The organism is Williamsia sterculiae (genome assembly GCF_900156495.1).
Lineage (GTDB): Bacteria > Actinomycetota > Actinomycetes > Mycobacteriales > Mycobacteriaceae > Williamsia_B > Williamsia_B sterculiae.
The window spans coordinates 532,637-550,187 of sequence record NZ_FTNT01000002.1 but is presented as its reverse complement, the minus strand read 5'-3'; the positions used below and the strand labels follow the sequence as shown (position 1 = coordinate 550,187).

Sequence of the window (17,551 nt, the reverse complement as noted above, 5' to 3'; positions counted from 1 at the left end):
GACGATCACAGGCCGTGTTCACCCAACCAGGTGGACGCGGCCTGTGTGGTGTCGGTACGACCGGAGTCCACCGAGGTGACCATCGCCTCCAGATCGGCGGTGGTCAGTTCTCCGGCGACCTGGTTGACGGCGCGCACCTGTTCACGGCTCAGCACCGCGGAGCGGTAGACGGGTACCAGGCTGTCACCGGCATCGTCGCGGACCGGGGTCGCGTCGCCCGCCGTGACACCTTGCGGCAGCGACTCGTTGAGCGCGACGTAGCGAGCGTCCACCCCGTCGTCTGCGCCGGACGGCGTGGGTGATGCGGTCGCCGAGGCGACCGACGACGGCGGGGTGAGGCTCGTCAACGCGTCCCCGGTGAACGTCGGGAACAGGTCCAGGCGCCCGGTCGCGACCTCGTCGAGCAGACCCGCCTCGTCGCGGGTCCGGAGGTCGTCGGCGACGCGCGCACCGGCATGCCTCAGCACGCCCGCGTAGATCTGCGCGGTGATACGCAACCCCGTTGCGGGCGCCGACCCGAGAACCAGGCCGTCGGTGGACGAGGGCCGGGTGGAGCAGCCCGCGCAGATCAGGAGGGCGCACACCACCAGGGGGATCACCCATCCGCGGTTGCGGTCAGTGGGCGGCATGGACGAATCCCGTGACGGAGTTGGCGATCAGCTGGACCGCGATCGCCGCGAGCAGCAGACCGGCGACCTTGGCGACCAGGGTGATGCCCCCGACCCCCAGCACCCTGATGAGAACGGTGGAGAAGCGCAACACCACCACCAGGACGATGTGCACGGTGACGATCGCCGTGGCGATGGCCAGGTACCCCGACGCCGACCCGTCGGCCTGCGACACCGCCACGATGACCGCCGCGATCGCTCCCGGTCCGGCCAGCAGAGGGGTGCCCAGTGGCACCAGTGCGACGTTGACGTCGTCGGAGGCCTGCGGGTTGGAGGCACCACCGCTGCCGGTGAGCAACTGCAGCGCCACCAGCAGCAACAGCAGACCCCCCGCGCCCTGCAGCGCCGGGATCCCGATGTGCAGGTAGTTCAGGATGAACTTGCCGCCGAGGGCGAAGGTGCTGATCACCAGCAGGCTGACCGCGGGTGCCTGGAAAGCCGCGCGGTTGCGGACCTGCGGGGTGCGGTGGCCGACCAGGCTCAGGAAGATCGGCACCTGTCCGGGCGGGTCCATGATGACGAGAAGTGTGATCACAACGGTCGTGTAGACGGTCATGTCGAAGCTCACGGGAGTCGAGTCTCTCAGGCGGTGCCCGTGCATCCAACTCGGTACCATCACGGCGTCGCCGATGCACCGCACATCGGCATGTCACGAGGAGTTGCCGATGCCGTCACTACCCTCCCTGCGGCCGTCGGGTGGTCGCCGTTCGCGGGTTCATGCGCCACACATCCCCATCCCCGCCTCCCGCGCGGTGGTCGACTGCGGGGTGTACATAGACGGTCACCGACAACCGGGCAACCACTCCTACCAGCACGCGCTGGCCATCGTCCGCGAGAAGGGCCGCGGCTACGTCTGGTTGGGGTTGCACTCACCCGACGCGGGACAGATGGAAGGTGTCGCGCAGACCTTCGGCCTCCACGAGCTGATGGTCGAGGACGCGGTGCAGGCCCATCAGCGGCCCAAGCTGGAACGCTACGACGACACCCTGTTCCTGGTTCTCAAGACGGTCAGCTATGTACCGCACGAGTCCATCGAGGCTGCCAGTGAAGTGGTCGAGACGGGTGAGATCATGGTCTTCTGTGGGCCGGACTTCGTCATCACCGTGCGCCACGGCGACCACACCCAGCTGACCGGGGTGCGGGCGTCGCTGGAGCGCCGTCCTCAGCTGCTGGAGCTGGGGCCCACCGCGGTCATGCACCGCATCGCCGACCATGTGGTGGACACCTACGTCGAGGTGGCGGAGGACTTCGAGACCGACGTCGACTCCGCGGAGGACAACATCTTCGCGCCCAAGCGCGGGTGGGTGGAGATCGAACCGATCTACCTGCTCAAGCGCGAGATCATGGAACTCCGGCGCGCCATCGGCCCGTTGGCCGTCCCGCTGCAACGGCTCACCTCCCCCGACAACGATCTGATGCCCAAGGAGGTGCGCCGGTACTTCCGCGACGTCCAGGACCACCACACGGCGGTCACCGAACGCATCACCGGATACGACGAGGTGCTCAGCTCACTGCTGGACGCCGGTCAGGCCAAAGTGAACATCCAGCAGAGCACCGACATGCGCAAGATCAGCGCCTGGGTGGCCATCGCCTCCGTCCCCACGATGGTCGCGGGGATCTACGGGATGAACTTCGACTTCATGCCCGAGCTGAAGATCCACTACTACTATCCGGTGCTGATGTGCGCGTTGGTGGTGGTGTGCGTGTTCCTCTGGAAGACCTTCCGCAAGAACCACTGGCTCTGAGGCTGCTCGCCGCGGATCGGGCCGTCAGTTCTCCTCACCGATCATCGAGGATTCGCGGACGCCCGGTTCGGATCCGTGTCATCGATGCCCGCCTCGTCCCACGCCTGCCGCAACGCCTCGGCCCCCTTCAGCCGGACCCACGCCGCCTCGTTGGCGGTGATGGGTACGGCCCGCAGGAATTGCACGGCCTCGCGCGGCTCGGCCAACACACACGGACCGACGGTGTCCTCGGCGAGTAGGAAGGCGCTGAACGACGATCCCTCCCAGGCGGTTTCACCGATGTCGAGGAGCGCGTCCGGGGTGAGCACCAACCCCTCCACGGCGGGGGCGGCCGCGACGGTGGCCAGTGTGCGGTGCAGCCCGCGCAACGGGCCGCTGGCGCGCATCCGCACCACGAGCTCCGCCCGCGGGCCCCGGTCGGGGTCGGCGAGCAGGTCGGCGGGATCCCCCATCGGGTGGCGGGCACACCCCACCGTCGCGAACACCAACTCGTCACCGTGGACAAAGCGGAGTACATCGATCGGTTCGACCCCGACGAAGGTCACCGACGCACGCTGCGGTTCACCGCCGATGGCCGCTCGCAACGTCCGCTCGACCAACACGGTCACCTCGTCCGACATGACCCCAGTAAACCCGCACGTCGCCGGGTGGCCCACGCCCACCACCGTGCGGCGACCCTAAGGTGGTACCTCATGGTGCGGGTGTTGTCGGTGTCCGACGAGGTCGTCGACAGTCTCATGCTGGGATCTGCCCAGGCCATGGCCCCCGATCTCGTTCTCGCCGCCGGCGACCTGCCGTTCGACTACCTTGAGCTTCTGATGATCAAGTGCGACGTGCCGCTGGTGTTCGTCCCCGGCAACCACGACCCCGACCTGTCGGGGTACCGGCGCGGGCGCACCGGGTGGACGCGAGCCGGTCTGCCCAGCGTCGATCCGGGGCCCGCGGGCGCGGTGAACGCCGACGGTCGCATCGTGACCGTCGGGGGTCTGCGGATCGCCGGGCTCGGCGGGTGTATCCGCTACAACACCGGTCCCAACCAATACCGGGAGGGTGCTCAGCGTCGGCGCAGCCGGGGCCTGCGGTGGCGGCAACGCGTCGACCGCATCCGGTGGTCACCAGGCCCGGTGGACGTACTGCTCACCCACTCGCCGCCGCGGGGGCACGGTGACGGCGACGACGGCCCGCATCGCGGATTCGTCTGTTTTCTACCGTTGATCCGGGCCCTGCGCCCACAGTTGTTGCTGCACGGCCACATCCACCCCTACGGTAGCCGCCCGACGGAGGCGGACATCCCGTTGCCCGGCCGCGATGGCAGCGGCCGAACGGTGACGCACCGCGTGAACACGGTGGGCTACTGCCTGTTCGACATCGAACCCGGCGGCCGGGACATCACCATCGAACGGCGGCGACATGGCGCGTGACACCGGATTTCCCGACGCCGATGCCGAGAACGACTTCAGCAGGCTACGCAGGCGCGCCGAGCTCGCACGATTGGCGGCCTGGTTCACCCGGCAACCGCGCGACGTCACCACGGTGCTGCCGTTCGACGACGTGGTCCGTGCGGTCGGCCGGGTGAGCGAGAGATCGCTGGGGCTGCAATCGGTCCCGGTCGACGCCATCGTCGGCAGCGTGGACAGGACGGGTGACTTCGACCGCTACTTCCGTCCCACGTCGGCCCGGGTCCGCGCGCGCTGGCAGCGTTTGGCGGCCGCACAGCGACGCGGTGAGTCGGTGCCACCCATCCAGCTGTACAAGGTGGGCTCGATGTACTTCGTCATCGACGGTCACCACCGGGTGTCGATCGCCATCGCCCGCAGCGACGCGGTCATCGACGCCTACGTCACGGAGATCCTGACCCGAGTGTCCGCCGACGGCATCAGCGGCCGTTCGGATCTGGTGCTCAAGGACATGCGCAGGCTGTTCCTGTCGCGGGTCCCGCTGGCAGGGCGGCAGGCCGAGGCGATCGCACTGGAGGACGCCGAGGACTACGCCGAGCTCGCCGAGAACATCGAGGCGTGGGGTTTCCGGTTGTCGCAGGAGATCGGCGAGTTCGTCGGCCGCACCGAGGCGGCGCGGCGGTGGTTCGGCGAGGAGTTCCTCCCGGTGGTCCGAATGGCCAGGCGCGCGGAGATCCTGCCCGAGGTCACCAGCGACGCAGAGTTGTACATGCGCCTGGCCTGCGAGCGATATCGCTTGGTGCGCAAGCACGTCTGGGACGACGAGGTGATCGAGGAGCTACGCACCCTGCCGCGCAGGCGGCGCCGGGGTTGATGCTGACCCGCGGACGCCGACCTGGATGGCTTGCCGCGGGTCACCGCCGCAGGTTGTGCCCGGATTCCTGGTCGAAGATCGCCACCTTGGCCGGGTCGAAGAAGAGCGTCGCGGTGTTGCCCTTGCTGATCGTCGACTCCGGCGACAACCGGGCGATCATCTGGCCGGTACCCAGCTCCGCGCCGGCGTCCGCCGACAGCTCGGCCAGCGCCGAGCTGGAGGCGCGGGCGTCCTCGACGGTGAAATAGGCGTAGTTGTCCGATCCCATCGACTCCAACACCTCCACCTTCACATCGAAGGACTGGCCGCGGCCGCGGGCCACGGAGTCGATCAGCGCGGCGTCCTCGAGGTGTTCGGGACGCAGCCCGATGAGGACCTCGCCGTTACCGCGCAACCGATTCGCGTTGTCGACCACCCGCTGGTGATCCGGCACCCGGATGGTGCCGATCGCGGTGTCCACACCGTCGGCGGTGAGCCGCCCGGGAAGGAAGTTCATCGCCGGGGATCCGATGAACCCGGCGACGAAGAGGTTCTCCGGGTCGTTGTACAGCTCCGCTGGGGAACCGATCTGCTGCACGTGGCCGCCGCGCAACACCACCACCCGGTCCCCCAGGGTCATCGCCTCGGTCTGGTCGTGGGTGACGTAGACCGTGGTGGTGCCCAGTCGTTGCTGCAACCGGGAGATCTCGGTGCGCATCTGCACGCGGAGCTTGGCATCGAGGTTCGACAGGGGCTCGTCCATCAGGAAGGCCTTGGGCGAGCGCACGATCGCCCGGCCCATGGCCACGCGCTGGCGTTGACCACCGGAGAGGTTGGACGGTTTGCGGTCCAGGTACTGGCCGAGATCCAGGATCTTCGCGGCCTCGTCGACCTTGGCGGCGATGTCCTTCTTCGACAGTTTGGCCAGCGTCAGCGGGAACGCGATGTTCTCGCGCACGGTCATGTGCGGGTACAACGCATAACTCTGGAACACCATCGCGATGTCGCGGTCCTTGGGCGCCCTCTCGTTGACCCGGTCGCCGTCGATGCGGAGCTCACCCGAGCTGATGTCCTCGAGACCGGCGATCATGTTGAGAGTGGTGGACTTTCCGCAACCGGAGGGCCCCACCAGGATGATGAACTCGCCGTCGGCGATGTCGATGCTGACCTCACTGACCGCGGGCGAACCATCGGCGTAGGTCTTGCTCACCTTGTCCAGGACGATGTCGGCCATGGTTATCCCTTCACAGCGCCGGAGGTCAGGCCGGCGACGATACGACGTTGGAAAAAGAGGACGAAGACGACGATCGGGATGGTGATGATCACCGCGGCGGCGGCGATCGAACCGGTCGGCTCCTCGAACTGACTGCTGCCGGTGAAGTTGGTGATCATGACCGGAGCGGTGATGGAGTTGGTGGTCGAGGTCAGTGCCAGGGCGAGCAGCAGGTCGTTCCAGGCGAAGATGAACACGAGGATTGCCGCGGTGACGATACCCGGCGCGGCCAGCGGCGCCACCACGCGACGGAACGCCTGGGCCGGCGTGGCGCCGTCCATCTTCGCGGCTTTCTCGAGCTCCCACGGGATCTCACGGAAGAACGCGGTGAGCGTGTACACCGCCAACGGCAGAGCGAAGGTGATGTAGGGGATGATGACACCGGCCCAGGTGTCGAACAGTCCGACCGCCCGCTCGATGTTGAACATCGGCGTGACCAGGGAGATCTGCGGGAACATCGCGATCAGCAAGGTCACCCCGATGAACGCCTTCTTTCCCGGGAAGTCGAGTCGGGCAACAGCGTAGGCGGCGACGGTGCCCAGGACCACTGCGATCAGGGTGGTGATCAACCCGATGCCGATCGAGTTGATCAGCGCACTGGTGAAGTCGTCGGTGGAGAAGATGCCGGTGTAGTTCTCCAGGGTCCACTTGGTGGGGATCGGGTTGCCGTCGGTGACGGTACCCGGCGTCTTGAACGACAGGCTGATGATCCACAGGACCGGGATGAGCGCGTACAGCACGACGAGCAGGTTGACGATCGTCCACCAGACCTTGCGCCCCGGGGTGTTGTTCACGGGCTTACCTTCCGTCTTCGGCGCCGGGGGCCGAGGCCCCGAAACCCTTGATGAACAGGAACGCGATGATGGCCACGCAGATGAAGATCAGCACGCTGATGGCCGACCCCACGCCGAGGTTGAACGCCTTGAACAGGTTGGAGTACCCCAACATCGACACCGACGCGGTCTTGTTGTTGCCCGCCGTAAGGACGTAGATGTTGTCGAAGACCCGGAACGCGTCCAGGGTGCGGAACAGCAGCGCCACCAGGATCGCGGGCTTCATCAGCGGCAACGTGATGCGGAACAGTCGCGTCCACACCCCGGCCCCGTCCACCTGAGCCGCCTTCTGCAGATCGTCGGGGACCAGGGCCAACCCGGCGAGCAGCAGCAACGCCATGAACGGGGTGGTCTTCCAGACCTCGGCCAGGATGATGATGAACAACGACGGCCACTGTTCGGTCAGCGGTGCACTGCCGGTGGGCAGCAGGTTGGCGAGATATCCGGTGTCGGGAGTCCACGCGTAGTACCACGAGAACGCAGCCGCGGCGGTGACGATGCCGTACGGGATGAGCACCACGGTGCGGATCAGTCCACGGCCGAAGATGGTGCGGTGCATGACGATCGCGATGGCCAGTCCGAGGACCAATTCGATGGCCACCGAGACCACGGTGATGAACAGGGTGATGCCGAGTGCGGTCCACCAGTACCCGTCGCTGAGCGCCGCCCCGTAGTTGGAGAACCAGATGAACTTGTTCTCCCCCGGCGCCGACAAGCTGGCCTTGAACAGGCTGAGGTAGAAGGCGTAGGCGATCGGGTATCCGGTGACCACCAGCATCAACACCGCGGCAGGGGCGATGAGCCAGAGACCCAGTCGGCGTTCGGCCCTCTTGCCCTCACTGAGGACCGGCTTACCCGCCCCGTCGCCCCTGGTCGCGGCGGCACGTGCACCCGGTCGGCCGGCACCCGCCACGGCGGTGGAGGTGCCTCGTGGACTGAGCTCGTCGGGCATCGCGTGGCGGCCGCGATGCGACTCTCCGGCTGCGTCGGCTGTGGTCACGGGATCAGCCCCTTACCGTCGATGGCGGCGTTGACGACGTCGGCGAGTTGGTCGACGAGTGTGTTGGGGTCCCACGACCCCACCGGGCTCAGCTTGGCGGTGAGCAGCGTCGAGATCGCCTGGTACTGCGGCGATGCAGGTCGCGGAGCGGCGACACCCGATTCCAGCTGTTCCTTGATCTTCTCCCCCATCGGGTAGGCGGCCTTGAAGTCCGCGTCGGCGTACAGCGAGGCCAGCGTGGGCGGGGTGCCACCACTGACCGCGTACAGACGTTGGGAATCGGTGTCGGTCAGACATTGGGCGGCTGTGAAGGCGAGGTCCTTCTGCTGCGAGGTGCTGGCCACCGCGATGTTCACGCCACCGGGTGTGCTGCGCGGCCGTTCACCCTGTTTCACTCCCGGGTACAACCCGAAGTCGAACTTGGTGCGCACCAGGTTGTTGGCCGGACCGAGTTCCTTGTCCGGCGGCGAGTTGTCGGGATCGCCCAGCAGTTTTCCGTACTTCTGCGCCATCTCCGGGAAGAAGGCGACGTCACCGGCGGCGGCATTGGAGCGCATCGAGGGGAACACGAAGGGGTAGTTGATCTCGAAGGTGGCGCTGCCGTTCTCCATTCCCAACCGGGCGGCGCTCTCGTCGCTGTTGGTGATCGACGGATCGTGGCCCGGTGCGGTGGCCACCGCCTTGAGGATCTGCAGAGCCTTGACCGTGGCCGCGCGATGCTCGGGGGTGTCGTTCAGGGTCTGCTTGCTCGCATCGTCGGGGTCGACGACCTGCCCACCGGCACTGGCGAGCACCGAGTTGAACCAGACCATCAGGCCCTCGTACTGCTTGCCCTGCACCATCACATAGCTCGGTCCGCCCGCCGCGGTGATCTTCTTGTTCTCGGCCAGCAGCTGGTCCCAGGTCTGTGGTGGGGTGGCAGAGCCCGTGTACTTCTTCAACACATCCGGGCGAAACCACAGCAGCTGGGTGTTGGTCCACGTCGGGATGGCGTAGAGGGTCTTGTCCTTGTCGTCCTTGGTTTTCCACAGGGCCGTCTCCAGCGGGCCGCCCAGCGTGTCCTTCTTCACCTTCGCCGCCAGTGCATCGGGCACCTTGGCCACCCACCCCGCATCGGCGAACTCGGCGGTCCACACCACGTCCATCCCCATCAGGTCCAGGGAGTGGTCGTTGCCCGCCAGTCGTCGGGCCAGTTGCAACCGCTGGTCGTCGGCGGCCTTGGGCAGCGGGTGGGTGACGATCTTGTACTTCCCACCGGAGTTCGCACTGCAGGTCTGCGCCGCCTGTTCGATGAACTTGGCCCCGTCGGCGGGCGGGTAGATGTTGATGGTCCCGCGCGACGAGTCGGAACCGCAGGCGCTCACCAACGGCAGCACCGCCGCAGCGGCCACCGCGGCGAGGGCGATCCGGCCCCGCGGACGGCTGCCCTTCACGGACTGCACCCCGTACCTGGACTGCATGCAGCCTCCTTGCCTGGCGGGCATGCAGGTGTTGCCAGACGATGCCCCGATGGATGTCTGCGGGTAACTTATAGACACCGCATAGTGACACGCAACACATTCGGGATGATCGTGCCAACTCGATACCGAACGCAGACCTGGTCATCGCCGGTACGGAACCGTTCACCGGCGCGGGGAGCGGTCGACCCGTCGGTCAGATGGTCAAGCGAGAGAGCATGTCGCGGGCCCGTTCGGCACTCTTCGGATCACAGATCACGTCGTAACGACCGGCGACGAGTTGCATCGTGGAGGCGAAGTCGCGTTGGCCGCGGGTGGCGGCGTACGGGATGGACGTGCTGATCGCCCCGAACACCACACCGCCGATCAGCCCGAACAGGATGGGCACCAGCGCGTGCCCGGTGACCAGGCTGACCATCAGTCCGAAGAACAGGCCGAGCCAGGCACCGGAGACGATGCCGCCACCGACGACCTTGGCCCAGGTGAGTCGACCCAACACCCGCTCGACCTGCATCAGGTCCACCCCGACGATGGTCACGTCCTCCACCGGGAAAGTCTCGTCGGACAGGTAGTCGACGGCACGCTGCGCCTCGGCGTAGGTGGCGTACGAGCCGATCGGCCAGCCCCTCGGCGGGGTCGGCAGACCCGGTGTGGCGCGCGTTCCCGGTCGCATCGGGTTGGTCATCTCTACTGCGCTCCTGTGCTGGGCGATCGTGCCCACGGTCTCGGTGGGCACGAGAGGGTGCACCCCCCACTATTACCCTTACTGCCATGGCAGTGGTGAGCAAGGCGTTCGTGGCACGGCTCGTCGGCCTCGCGGTACTCGGTCCCGACGGTGAGTCGATCGGTCGGGTGCGTGACCTGGTCATCGCCATCCGCACCGGTGGCCAGCCGCCGCGGGTGCTGGGGTTGGCGGTGGAGCTCACCACCCGACGACGGATCTTCGTGCCCATGCTCCGCGTCACCGCCATCGAACCGACCTCGGTCACCCTGAACACCGGAACGGTGAGCCTACGGCGGCTGAACCTGCGGACCGGCGAGGCGTTGGCCATCGGACAGGTCCTGGACTCACGGGTTCGCGTCGACGACCCCGACCTGCCCAACCTGCGCGACGTCGACCTCACGATCGTCGATCTGGCCATCGAACGCACCCGCACACGGGACTGGGTGGTCAACCGGATAGCGGTGCGCGGCGGGCGGTCGCGGCTCGGTCGGCGGGCGCAGACCCACGTGGTGGACTGGACCAATGTCCGGGGTCTGACCCACAGCTCGCTGCAACTCCCCAACCAGGGTGTGGCGCAGGTTTTGTCGCAGTTCGAGGGTATGCGTGCGGCGGACGTGGCGAATGCGTTGCGCGAGCTGCCGAGCAAGCGGCGTCAGGAGATCGCCAACGCCCTGGACGACGAGCGCCTCGCCGACGTGGTGCAGGAACTCCCCAGCGACGACCAGACCGACCTGCTGACCCATCTGGAGGTGGAGCGGGCGGCCGACGTGTTGGAGGCGATGGACCCCGACGACGCGGCCGACCTGTTGCGCGAACTGCCTGCCACCGAGGCCGAGGCCCTGCTGCAACGGATGGATCCCCAGGAGTCCGAGCCGGTCCGCCGCCTGATGGTGCACGAACCCGACACCGCGGGCGGACTGATGACCCCCGAACCGCTGGTGGTGACGGCGAGCACCACCGTCGCCGAGGCGCTGGCCCGTGCCCGCAACCCCGATCTCACCCCGGCGTCCGCGAGCCTCACCTTCGTGGTACGTCCGCCCACCGCCACCCCGACCGGCAAGTACCTCGGCTGTGTCCACCTGCAGGCGTTGCTGCGTGAACCCCCGGCGAACCTCGTCGGCGGGATCGTCGACGCGGACCTGGCCACCCTGAGCCCGGAGGACGACATGGACACCGTCACCCGATACTTCGCCACCTACAACCTGGTGTGTGGTCCGGTGGTCGACGAGGACGATCACCTGGTCGGCGCGGTGACGGTGGACGACCTGCTGGACCACCTGCTGCCCGAGGACTGGCGTGAGAACGAGACGAAGGTCTCGGAGATGGGCACCCAGCCGAGCGGCGTGAGCCGATGAGCCCGGAACGCACCAGCAGCACCGCCGGGCGCCGTCTGGACACGCCACGCCAGCGTCGAGGGTTGCGCCTCAACGTCAACACCGATGCCATCGGCGTCTACAGCGAGCGGATCGCGCGGTTCCTCGGCACCGGTCGGTATCTGGCGATCCAGACGGTGATCGTCGTGGTCTGGATCGGGTTGAACCTGGCCGCGGTCTCCATCCGCTGGGACCCCTACCCCTTCATCCTGCTGAACCTGGCCTTCTCCACCCAGGCCGCCTACGCGGCGCCGTTGATCCTGCTGGCCCAGAACCGCCAGGAGAACCGCGACCGGGTGGCGTTGGAGGAGGACCGGCTGCGCGCCGAGCAGACCAAGGCGGACACCGAGTTCCTCGCCCGTGAGCTGGCCGCGGTACGGCTGGCCGTCGGCGACACCGTCACCCGCGACTACCTGCGCAAAGAGCTCGACGACCTCCTCGGGGAGCTCACCAAACGCCTCGACACCGATGACGGGGATCCGCATCCGGAGTCCCGTGACGATCCGCGACACCGGTCGGAGTCGAAGAAGGGCACCAAGAACAAGGCCGATGCCAAGAAGGCCGCGAAGCAGAACGGGTCGTCGGGTGCGGGGTCGCCGGACGGCACCGAGGTGCGCGATCTCGATCGCCACGACGCCCGTTGACCCTTCTGTGTGAGCCGAGTAACGGGCGCTGCTGCTGCGACGACTGGGTCAGGGAGGACATTTGAGACTTTCCGCAACGCATCGTGCCCGCGTATGTAGTGTGAGTCACAAGGACTGATAGAACCGTCCGGAACGGAGCGCAGGCTCCGGTGTTGACAGGTCGATTCGCTTCGCGCAGTGACAGACTCGCGACGGGCAGGGGGCCGGAACCGACCTCACCGGAGATGTGGACTTCGACGTTGGGAGTTGTCTGGTGGGACCGAGCCGGTGGTGGCGCCGTTTCAGCGCGCCTTCGAACAGCGACGACACCACCCCGAAGGACGTAGACCGACCCGTCGGCCCCGACGGGTCCCCTGACGACCACACCGTCGACACCGCGCTCGATGACCACGAGTCGGTGACAGCGATCCCCGACGACCGGCCGACCACCGTGGCTGCCACGGACGAGCCGGGGGCGGGTGTGTCGGCAGAGCCGGAGACGGACGTGTCAGCCGAGGCGGATGAGGCAGACCAGGGGTCGGTCGAGGCCGATGCCGACGAGGCGGCCGAGTCCCCTGCCGACACCGACGAGCCGGCCGAGGTCCCGGACGACGTGGCAGGTGCGGGTGGCGAGCCGGTCCCTGCTGTGGTCGACGCCGTCGAACCGAATGATGCGCACGCGCCTGCCGCCGACGTCGCCGAGGCGGACGAGACACCGACCGAGACAGTCGCGACCGAGTGCACCACCGAGAAGTCATCCGAGACCCCAGGGGTCGCCGATGAGGCGGACGAGCCCCAGGACGACATCACCCCGGTCGCCGGCGGTGAAACACCGGACGCCGCCGAGGCGGACGAGACCGGCGAGACGGTGCCCGTCGTCGCGATCGACGACGAGGCCTCGGCCACCGAGGCCGCGTCGGCCGATGACACGCCGACCGAGGCCGACGCGCCCGCCGCCGAATCGGTTTCGCTCGCCGACCCTGTCGACGCACCCACCGAGGTGTTCGGTCCCGTCGCCTACAGCGCTTACGAGGCCGAGACCACACAGCTGGCCCCTGTCGCCGATCCCCCACTCGGCGCCGACGACGAGTGGACCACGGTCGACGCCGCCACCGACCCCGACGACTACTTCTTCTACGACCACGAGGACTTCTCCGACTTCGACCCGGATCCCGACGCCGTGGACCCCGACGAGCGCGACGGACGTCGGCTGGGCGTCCCGAAGGTCGCGATCGTCGGCGTGCTCAGCGCACTGATCGGGGCGGGGTTGTTGGCCGCGACCTCGTCGAGCGCTCAACTCGCACCGGTCCGCGTCACCGCCGCCGAGAAGGCGACCCCGCTGGCCGCGGTGGTCGACGGGGGTACGCAGGCATCGCTGAGCGGTTTCGCACCACCGGCGGCCCCGATGGGTGCTGCCGCGATCCTGGGGACCGGTGCCGGCGGCGGCGCGACCGCGGGTGCCGCGGGAGCCATCGTCAACCTGCCGTCCGGTCCACTGGGCATCCCCGGCATCGTGCTGCAGGCCTACAAACTCGCCGCCGATCGGGTCGGCGCCGAGGACCCGGCGTGCAAACTCCCGTGGTTCCTGCTCGCAGGCATCGGCCGGATCGAATCCGGTCACGCGGACAACGGCGCCGTCGACGCCGCCGGGACAACGTTGCAGCCGATCCTCGGACCGGTGCTGAACGGAACCCTGGCGGGCAACGAGGTCATCGATGACACCGACAAGGGCGCATACGACGGTGATGCCGGACACGACCGTGCGGTGGGTCCGATGCAGTTCATCCCCAGCACCTGGGCGAAATGGGGTGCCGACGGCAACGGTGACGGCAAGGCCGATCCGAACAACATCTTCGACGCCACCCTGGCCGCCGGGAACTACCTGTGTGCGGGGGTGAAGGACATCTTCTCGGTGGGCGAGAGGGTTCCCGCGGTCCTGCGCTACAACAACTCGTTGCAGTACGTGAGCGACGTGATCGGCTGGGCCATCGCTTATTCGACCGGAACCATGCCGACCAACCCCATCGGGGTGTTGCCACCCGCGGGGTCGGCGGCGGGCGTCGCGCCGCCGAAGGATTCGGCGTCCTCGTCGTCGAAGTCCTCGTCGAGTTCGGCGCCGCCGCGTCCCTCTCCACCGAATTCTTCGGGGTCGAGTTCCTCGGTGACGCCGCCCTCGTCACAGGCACCGTGCTTCATCGTCTGCATCAAGCTGCCGACGCTGCCCCCGCCGCCCCCTCCGGCGACAAGGAAACCGGCACAGAAGGTGCCCGCCTCGGCTCCCGCCCACTGACCGCGACACGGGGACGTCCGCGGACGGCGATAGTCTGGTGGGGATGAGTACCGACGTGTTGCCCACCGAATCGACGATCCGATCCGCGCTCAGCGGTGTGACGGACCCCGAGATCGGCAAACCGATCACCGAGCTGGGCATGGTCAAGTCCATCGACATCGCTGCCGACGGTGCGGTCGACATCGGCATCTATCTGACCACGGCGGGCTGTCCGCTGCGCACCGAGATCACCCAGCGAGTGACCACCGCCGTCGCCGACGTGGCCGGGGTGGGCGCGATCGCCGTCGAACTCGACGTGATGGACGACGCCCAACGGACCGAGTTGCGCAAATCGCTACGCGGTGACCGGGCCGAGGCGGTGATCCCCTTCGCCCAGCCCGGCTCGCTGACCCGCGTCTATGCGGTGGCCTCCGGAAAGGGCGGGGTGGGCAAGTCGAGTGTGACGGTGAACCTGGCCGCCGCACTCGCCGAGAAGGGCCTGACCGTCGGGGTGCTCGATGCCGACATCTACGGTCATTCCGTGCCCCGGATGCTGGGAAACGACGCGAAACCCACGCAGGTGGAGAAGATGATCATGCCGCCGAGTGCGCACGGCGTGAAGTTCATCTCGATCGCCCAGTTCACCAGCGGCAACACCCCGGTGGTGTGGCGTGGGCCGATGTTGCACCGCGCGCTGCAGCAGTTCCTGGCCGATGTCTACTGGGGCGATCTCGACATCCTGCTGCTCGATCTCCCGCCGGGCACCGGTGACGTGGCCATCTCCATCGCCCAGCTGATCCCGGGTGCCGAGATATTGGTGGTCACCACACCGCAGCAGGCAGCCGCGGAGGTCGCCGAACGGGCGGGTGCCATCGCTCTGCAGACCCGGCAGAAAATCCTGGGTGTGGTGGAGAACATGTCGTGGATGGAACTTCCCGACGGCACCCGCATGGAACCCTTCGGCTCCGGTGGCGGCGAGGTGGTCGCCGAACGCCTCAGCCGCGCGGTGGGTGCGGAGGTGCCACTGCTCGGACAGATCCCGCTGGACCCGACGTTGCGGGAGGGCGGAGACGCCGGGGTGCCGTTGGTGTTGTCCGCGCCCGCGTCGTCCGCGGGCTCTGCGCTGCGTGCGGTCGCCGACCGCCTGGCGGTCCGGCGTCGTGGCCTCGCCGGTATGAGCCTGGGCATCGACACGACGCGGTCGTGAGCGACGTTCGAGGCTAGGTCGCGTCCCAGTCCGCCACACTGCGTCCTGCCCCGGCCGAGCCGTCAGCTTTGCCGAGGTCGACCGGCGCCGCGGACCCGGACGGGGCGGACGGTGACGGGACGGACGACGTCTCGGGCGCAGGACTCGCGACACCCGGCATGGGGGCCGACACCGGTTTGATGGCCGGCGGGTCCAACGGCCGGCCCTCGAAGTCGCGGAAGATGGAGTCGTCACCGTCGAGCAGGTGTTTGGTGATCATCGACCGCGGGGTCATCCCCCGCAGCTGGTTGAGTTCGGCCAACGGCTTGCGGAGGTCCTCGAAGTCGTCGCCCAGTTCGTTCTTGAGATCGTCCGTGGCGCCGGTCGCGTATTCGCGAGCCTTGCGTATCGACTGCATGGTCCAGCTGACCGCGCCGGGAAGTCGCTCCGGTCCGAGGATGACGAGACCCGCGACCAACAGGACGAGCAGTTCGCCCCAACCCACACTGCTGAACACGATGCCCAGGCTACCGCCCCCGGTGCGACAGCACCGCGCGCGATGGCGGCGACGGGTTACTGGCGGTCGGCGCCCGGCCGGATGGTGCCGGTGAAGGTGCGACCGTCCCGCCAGTAGGTGAACGGCACGTCGGTGCCGATCGTGGCGGTGCGGACCGCGACGGTGAGTTCGTCGGCACCCTCGATGGGCCGCCCACCGAATTCGGTGATGACGTCGCCCTCGCGGATCGCGGCCTGGGCCGCGGGTGAGCCCGCAACCACGTTGCGAACCTGCGCGCCGAGCACCTGCGTGTTGCGCACGTCGCTGGCGTTGACCCCGATCTGCGCGTGGGTGACGGTGCCGTCCTTGATCAACGACTGCGCGACGCCGATCGCCTCATCGATGGGGATGGCGAATCCGAGCCCGATGGATCCGCCGCCGGGGACCAGTCCCGCGGTGTTCAACCCGACCACCCGGGCATCGTCGTCGACGAGCGGACCACCGGAGTTTCCGGGGTTGATCGCGGCGTCGGTCTGGATACCGTCGATCACGGCGTCGGTGTCGGACTCGGCGTCCGGACGCAGCGGCACGGCCCGGTGGAGTGCACTGACGATCCCGGAGGTCACCGTGCGGTCCAGTCCGAGCGGCGAACCGAAGGCGATGACCTCCTGGCCGATCTGCAGGTCCCGGGAGTTGCCGAGTTGCGCGACGGTGAGATCGCCGATGCCGTCGACCTTGAGTACGGCCAGATCGGTGCGGGTGTCACGTCCGACGATCCGGGCCGCGATCCGCTTCCGGTCGGAGAACACCACCTCGAGCACGGCCGCACGATCGGTCGCGGCCATCGAGATGACGTGATTGTTGGTGAGGATGTAGCCCCGCTTGTCCAGGACCACGCCCGACCCGGTCGCGTCGGCGGAGTTGGTGCGGACGTCGACGGCCACCACCGACGGTTCGACGGCCTGGGCCACCTTGGCCACCTGGCTGCGGGGGGCCGCGTTGTTGTCGGCCTTGGACTGGCCCAGCTTCACCGAGTCGGAGAACAGCGGATCGGTGGCCTCCGCGGCGTAGCGACCGATGAGACCGCCGACCAGTCCGACGATCAGGGCGGCCACCCCCAGAAGGGCGAGGGCACGCCAGGTGACAGCCCTGTCGAACAGGATGTCGCGGACCCCGACCTTCGGGCCCGGACGGGTGGGTTCGGGTGCCTCGGCGACCTCCACGGCCGGACGGTCGAGGCTGGCCGTCGCGTCGGGATCTCGCCATGGGTCCGCGGGCTCGGGCACGGCCTCGGCGCGGCCGTAGCGCGCGTCGGGGTCGCGTTGCAGAGACTCGGCGTCGACCGCGGGTCGCCCGAACGCCTCGGCGAGTACGGGGTCGGGTGGCGCCAGTCGAGGCTGGGGTCCGTCGTCGGGACGTGATCCGCCGGCGAAAGATCCGCGCACGCCCGCGGGTCTGCCGAACACCGACGCGGCCGGATCACCGGCGGACCGGTGAGCGCGGGGCTGTTCGGGGCGTGCGTCGCGTCGCGGACCGGGGTCGCCAGGACCGGACGGGTCACCTGGGTCAGAGGTCACCGCATGTCCCGCGTCATGTATCCGTTCTCCTGGCACTCGAGGGTCGCGGGTTCGAATGTACCGGGCGGTGCCGCGTC

General features: G+C 68.1%; 16 protein-coding genes and 1 pseudogene. 7 read left to right on the top strand and 10 right to left on the bottom strand.

What is annotated here, in order from left to right; all coding sequences use genetic code 11:
- Positions 1–5: 5 nt before the first annotated feature.
- Together BW971_RS05370 and BW971_RS05365 are read right to left on the bottom strand one after the other, a co-directional pair.
- Positions 6–629: a hypothetical protein gene (locus tag BW971_RS05370; RefSeq protein ID WP_076477189.1), complete on the bottom strand. Its 624-nt coding sequence runs from the start codon at positions 627–629 to the stop codon at positions 6–8.
- Positions 616–1,236: a MarC family protein gene (locus BW971_RS05365; protein ID WP_076477484.1), complete on the bottom strand. Its 621-nt coding sequence runs from the start codon at positions 1,234–1,236 to the stop codon at positions 616–618. The genes BW971_RS05370 and BW971_RS05365 overlap by 14 nt, the downstream gene beginning before the upstream one ends.
- A gap of 97 nt (positions 1,237–1,333) precedes the next feature.
- On the opposite strand from BW971_RS05365, the gene BW971_RS05360 reads away from it, so the two are divergent.
- A complete protein-coding gene (locus BW971_RS05360) occupies positions 1,334–2,413 on the top strand; it encodes a magnesium and cobalt transport protein CorA (RefSeq protein WP_076477187.1) in 1,080 nt (359 codons plus the stop codon).
- A gap of 41 nt (positions 2,414–2,454) precedes the next feature.
- Here the strand turns inward: BW971_RS05360 and BW971_RS05355 are convergent, their stop codons facing one another.
- Complete coding sequence (locus BW971_RS05355) at positions 2,455–3,033, bottom strand: suppressor of fused domain protein (RefSeq protein ID WP_076477185.1); 579 nt, start codon at positions 3,031–3,033, stop codon at positions 2,455–2,457.
- A gap of 72 nt (positions 3,034–3,105) precedes the next feature.
- Between BW971_RS05355 and BW971_RS05350 the strand changes: the two genes are divergently transcribed.
- Together BW971_RS05350 and BW971_RS05345 are read left to right on the top strand one after the other, a co-directional pair.
- Complete coding sequence (locus BW971_RS05350; RefSeq protein WP_076477183.1) at positions 3,106–3,834, top strand: metallophosphoesterase family protein; 729 nt, start codon at positions 3,106–3,108, stop codon at positions 3,832–3,834.
- Entirely contained in the window at positions 3,824–4,684 is an 861-nt protein-coding gene (locus tag BW971_RS05345) for a chromosome partitioning protein ParB (RefSeq protein ID WP_076477181.1), read from the top strand. Before BW971_RS05350 ends, BW971_RS05345 begins: the two co-directional genes overlap by 11 nt.
- A gap of 40 nt (positions 4,685–4,724) precedes the next feature.
- Here BW971_RS05345 and BW971_RS05340 read toward each other — a convergent pair whose 3' ends face one another.
- The 5 genes from BW971_RS05340 to BW971_RS05320 form a co-directional block, all read right to left on the bottom strand.
- A complete protein-coding gene (locus BW971_RS05340; RefSeq protein ID WP_076477179.1) occupies positions 4,725–5,897 on the bottom strand; it encodes an ABC transporter ATP-binding protein in 1,173 nt (390 codons plus the stop codon).
- 2 nt (positions 5,898–5,899) lie between these two features.
- Positions 5,900–6,730, bottom strand: coding sequence for a carbohydrate ABC transporter permease (locus BW971_RS05335; RefSeq protein ID WP_076477177.1), 831 nt, complete (start codon positions 6,728–6,730; stop codon positions 5,900–5,902).
- A 4-nt stretch (positions 6,731–6,734) separates the two neighbouring features.
- Positions 6,735–7,721 carry a carbohydrate ABC transporter permease gene (locus BW971_RS05330; protein WP_083709317.1) on the bottom strand — a complete coding sequence of 329 codons (987 nt, stop codon included), beginning with the start codon at positions 7,719–7,721 and terminating at the stop codon, positions 6,735–6,737.
- Between the two features lie 44 nt (positions 7,722–7,765).
- On the bottom strand, positions 7,766–9,229 hold the full coding sequence (locus BW971_RS05325; RefSeq protein ID WP_076477175.1) for an extracellular solute-binding protein: 1,464 nt from the start codon (positions 9,227–9,229) through the stop codon (positions 7,766–7,768).
- 193 nt (positions 9,230–9,422) lie between these two features.
- Positions 9,423–9,911, bottom strand: a complete 489-nt coding sequence (locus BW971_RS05320) for a YflT domain-containing protein (protein ID WP_076477173.1) — start codon at positions 9,909–9,911, stop codon at positions 9,423–9,425.
- Positions 9,912–9,997: 86 nt separating this feature from the next.
- Here BW971_RS05320 and BW971_RS05315 point away from each other — a divergent pair, with 86 nt between their 5' ends.
- From BW971_RS05315 to BW971_RS05300, 4 genes and pseudogenes are all read left to right on the top strand, one after another.
- On the top strand, positions 9,998–11,305 hold the full coding sequence (locus BW971_RS05315; protein ID WP_076477171.1) for a magnesium transporter MgtE N-terminal domain-containing protein: 1,308 nt from the start codon (positions 9,998–10,000) through the stop codon (positions 11,303–11,305).
- A pseudogene (locus tag BW971_RS05310) lies at positions 11,302–11,832 on the top strand (DUF1003 domain-containing protein); the annotation flags it as partial. The gene BW971_RS05315 and the pseudogene BW971_RS05310, both read left to right, overlap by 4 nt.
- Positions 11,833–12,220: 388 nt before the next feature.
- Positions 12,221–14,236 carry a lytic murein transglycosylase gene (locus BW971_RS22135; protein ID WP_327200537.1) on the top strand — a complete coding sequence of 672 codons (2,016 nt, stop codon included), beginning with the start codon at positions 12,221–12,223 and terminating at the stop codon, positions 14,234–14,236.
- Positions 14,237–14,279: 43 nt separating this feature from the next.
- Positions 14,280–15,422, top strand: coding sequence for an Mrp/NBP35 family ATP-binding protein (locus tag BW971_RS05300; protein ID WP_076477169.1), 1,143 nt, complete (start codon positions 14,280–14,282; stop codon positions 15,420–15,422).
- Between the two features lie 13 nt (positions 15,423–15,435).
- Here BW971_RS05300 and tatB read toward each other — a convergent pair whose 3' ends face one another.
- Together tatB and BW971_RS05290 are read right to left on the bottom strand one after the other, a co-directional pair.
- Positions 15,436–15,918 carry a Sec-independent protein translocase protein TatB gene (tatB, locus tag BW971_RS05295; RefSeq protein ID WP_076477167.1) on the bottom strand — a complete coding sequence of 161 codons (483 nt, stop codon included), beginning with the start codon at positions 15,916–15,918 and terminating at the stop codon, positions 15,436–15,438.
- A gap of 56 nt (positions 15,919–15,974) precedes the next feature.
- Positions 15,975–17,474 (bottom strand): S1C family serine protease, encoded by a 1,500-nt coding sequence (locus tag BW971_RS05290; protein ID WP_143690203.1) that lies wholly within the window; start codon positions 17,472–17,474, stop codon positions 15,975–15,977.
- Between the last annotated feature and the right edge of the window lie 77 nt (positions 17,475–17,551).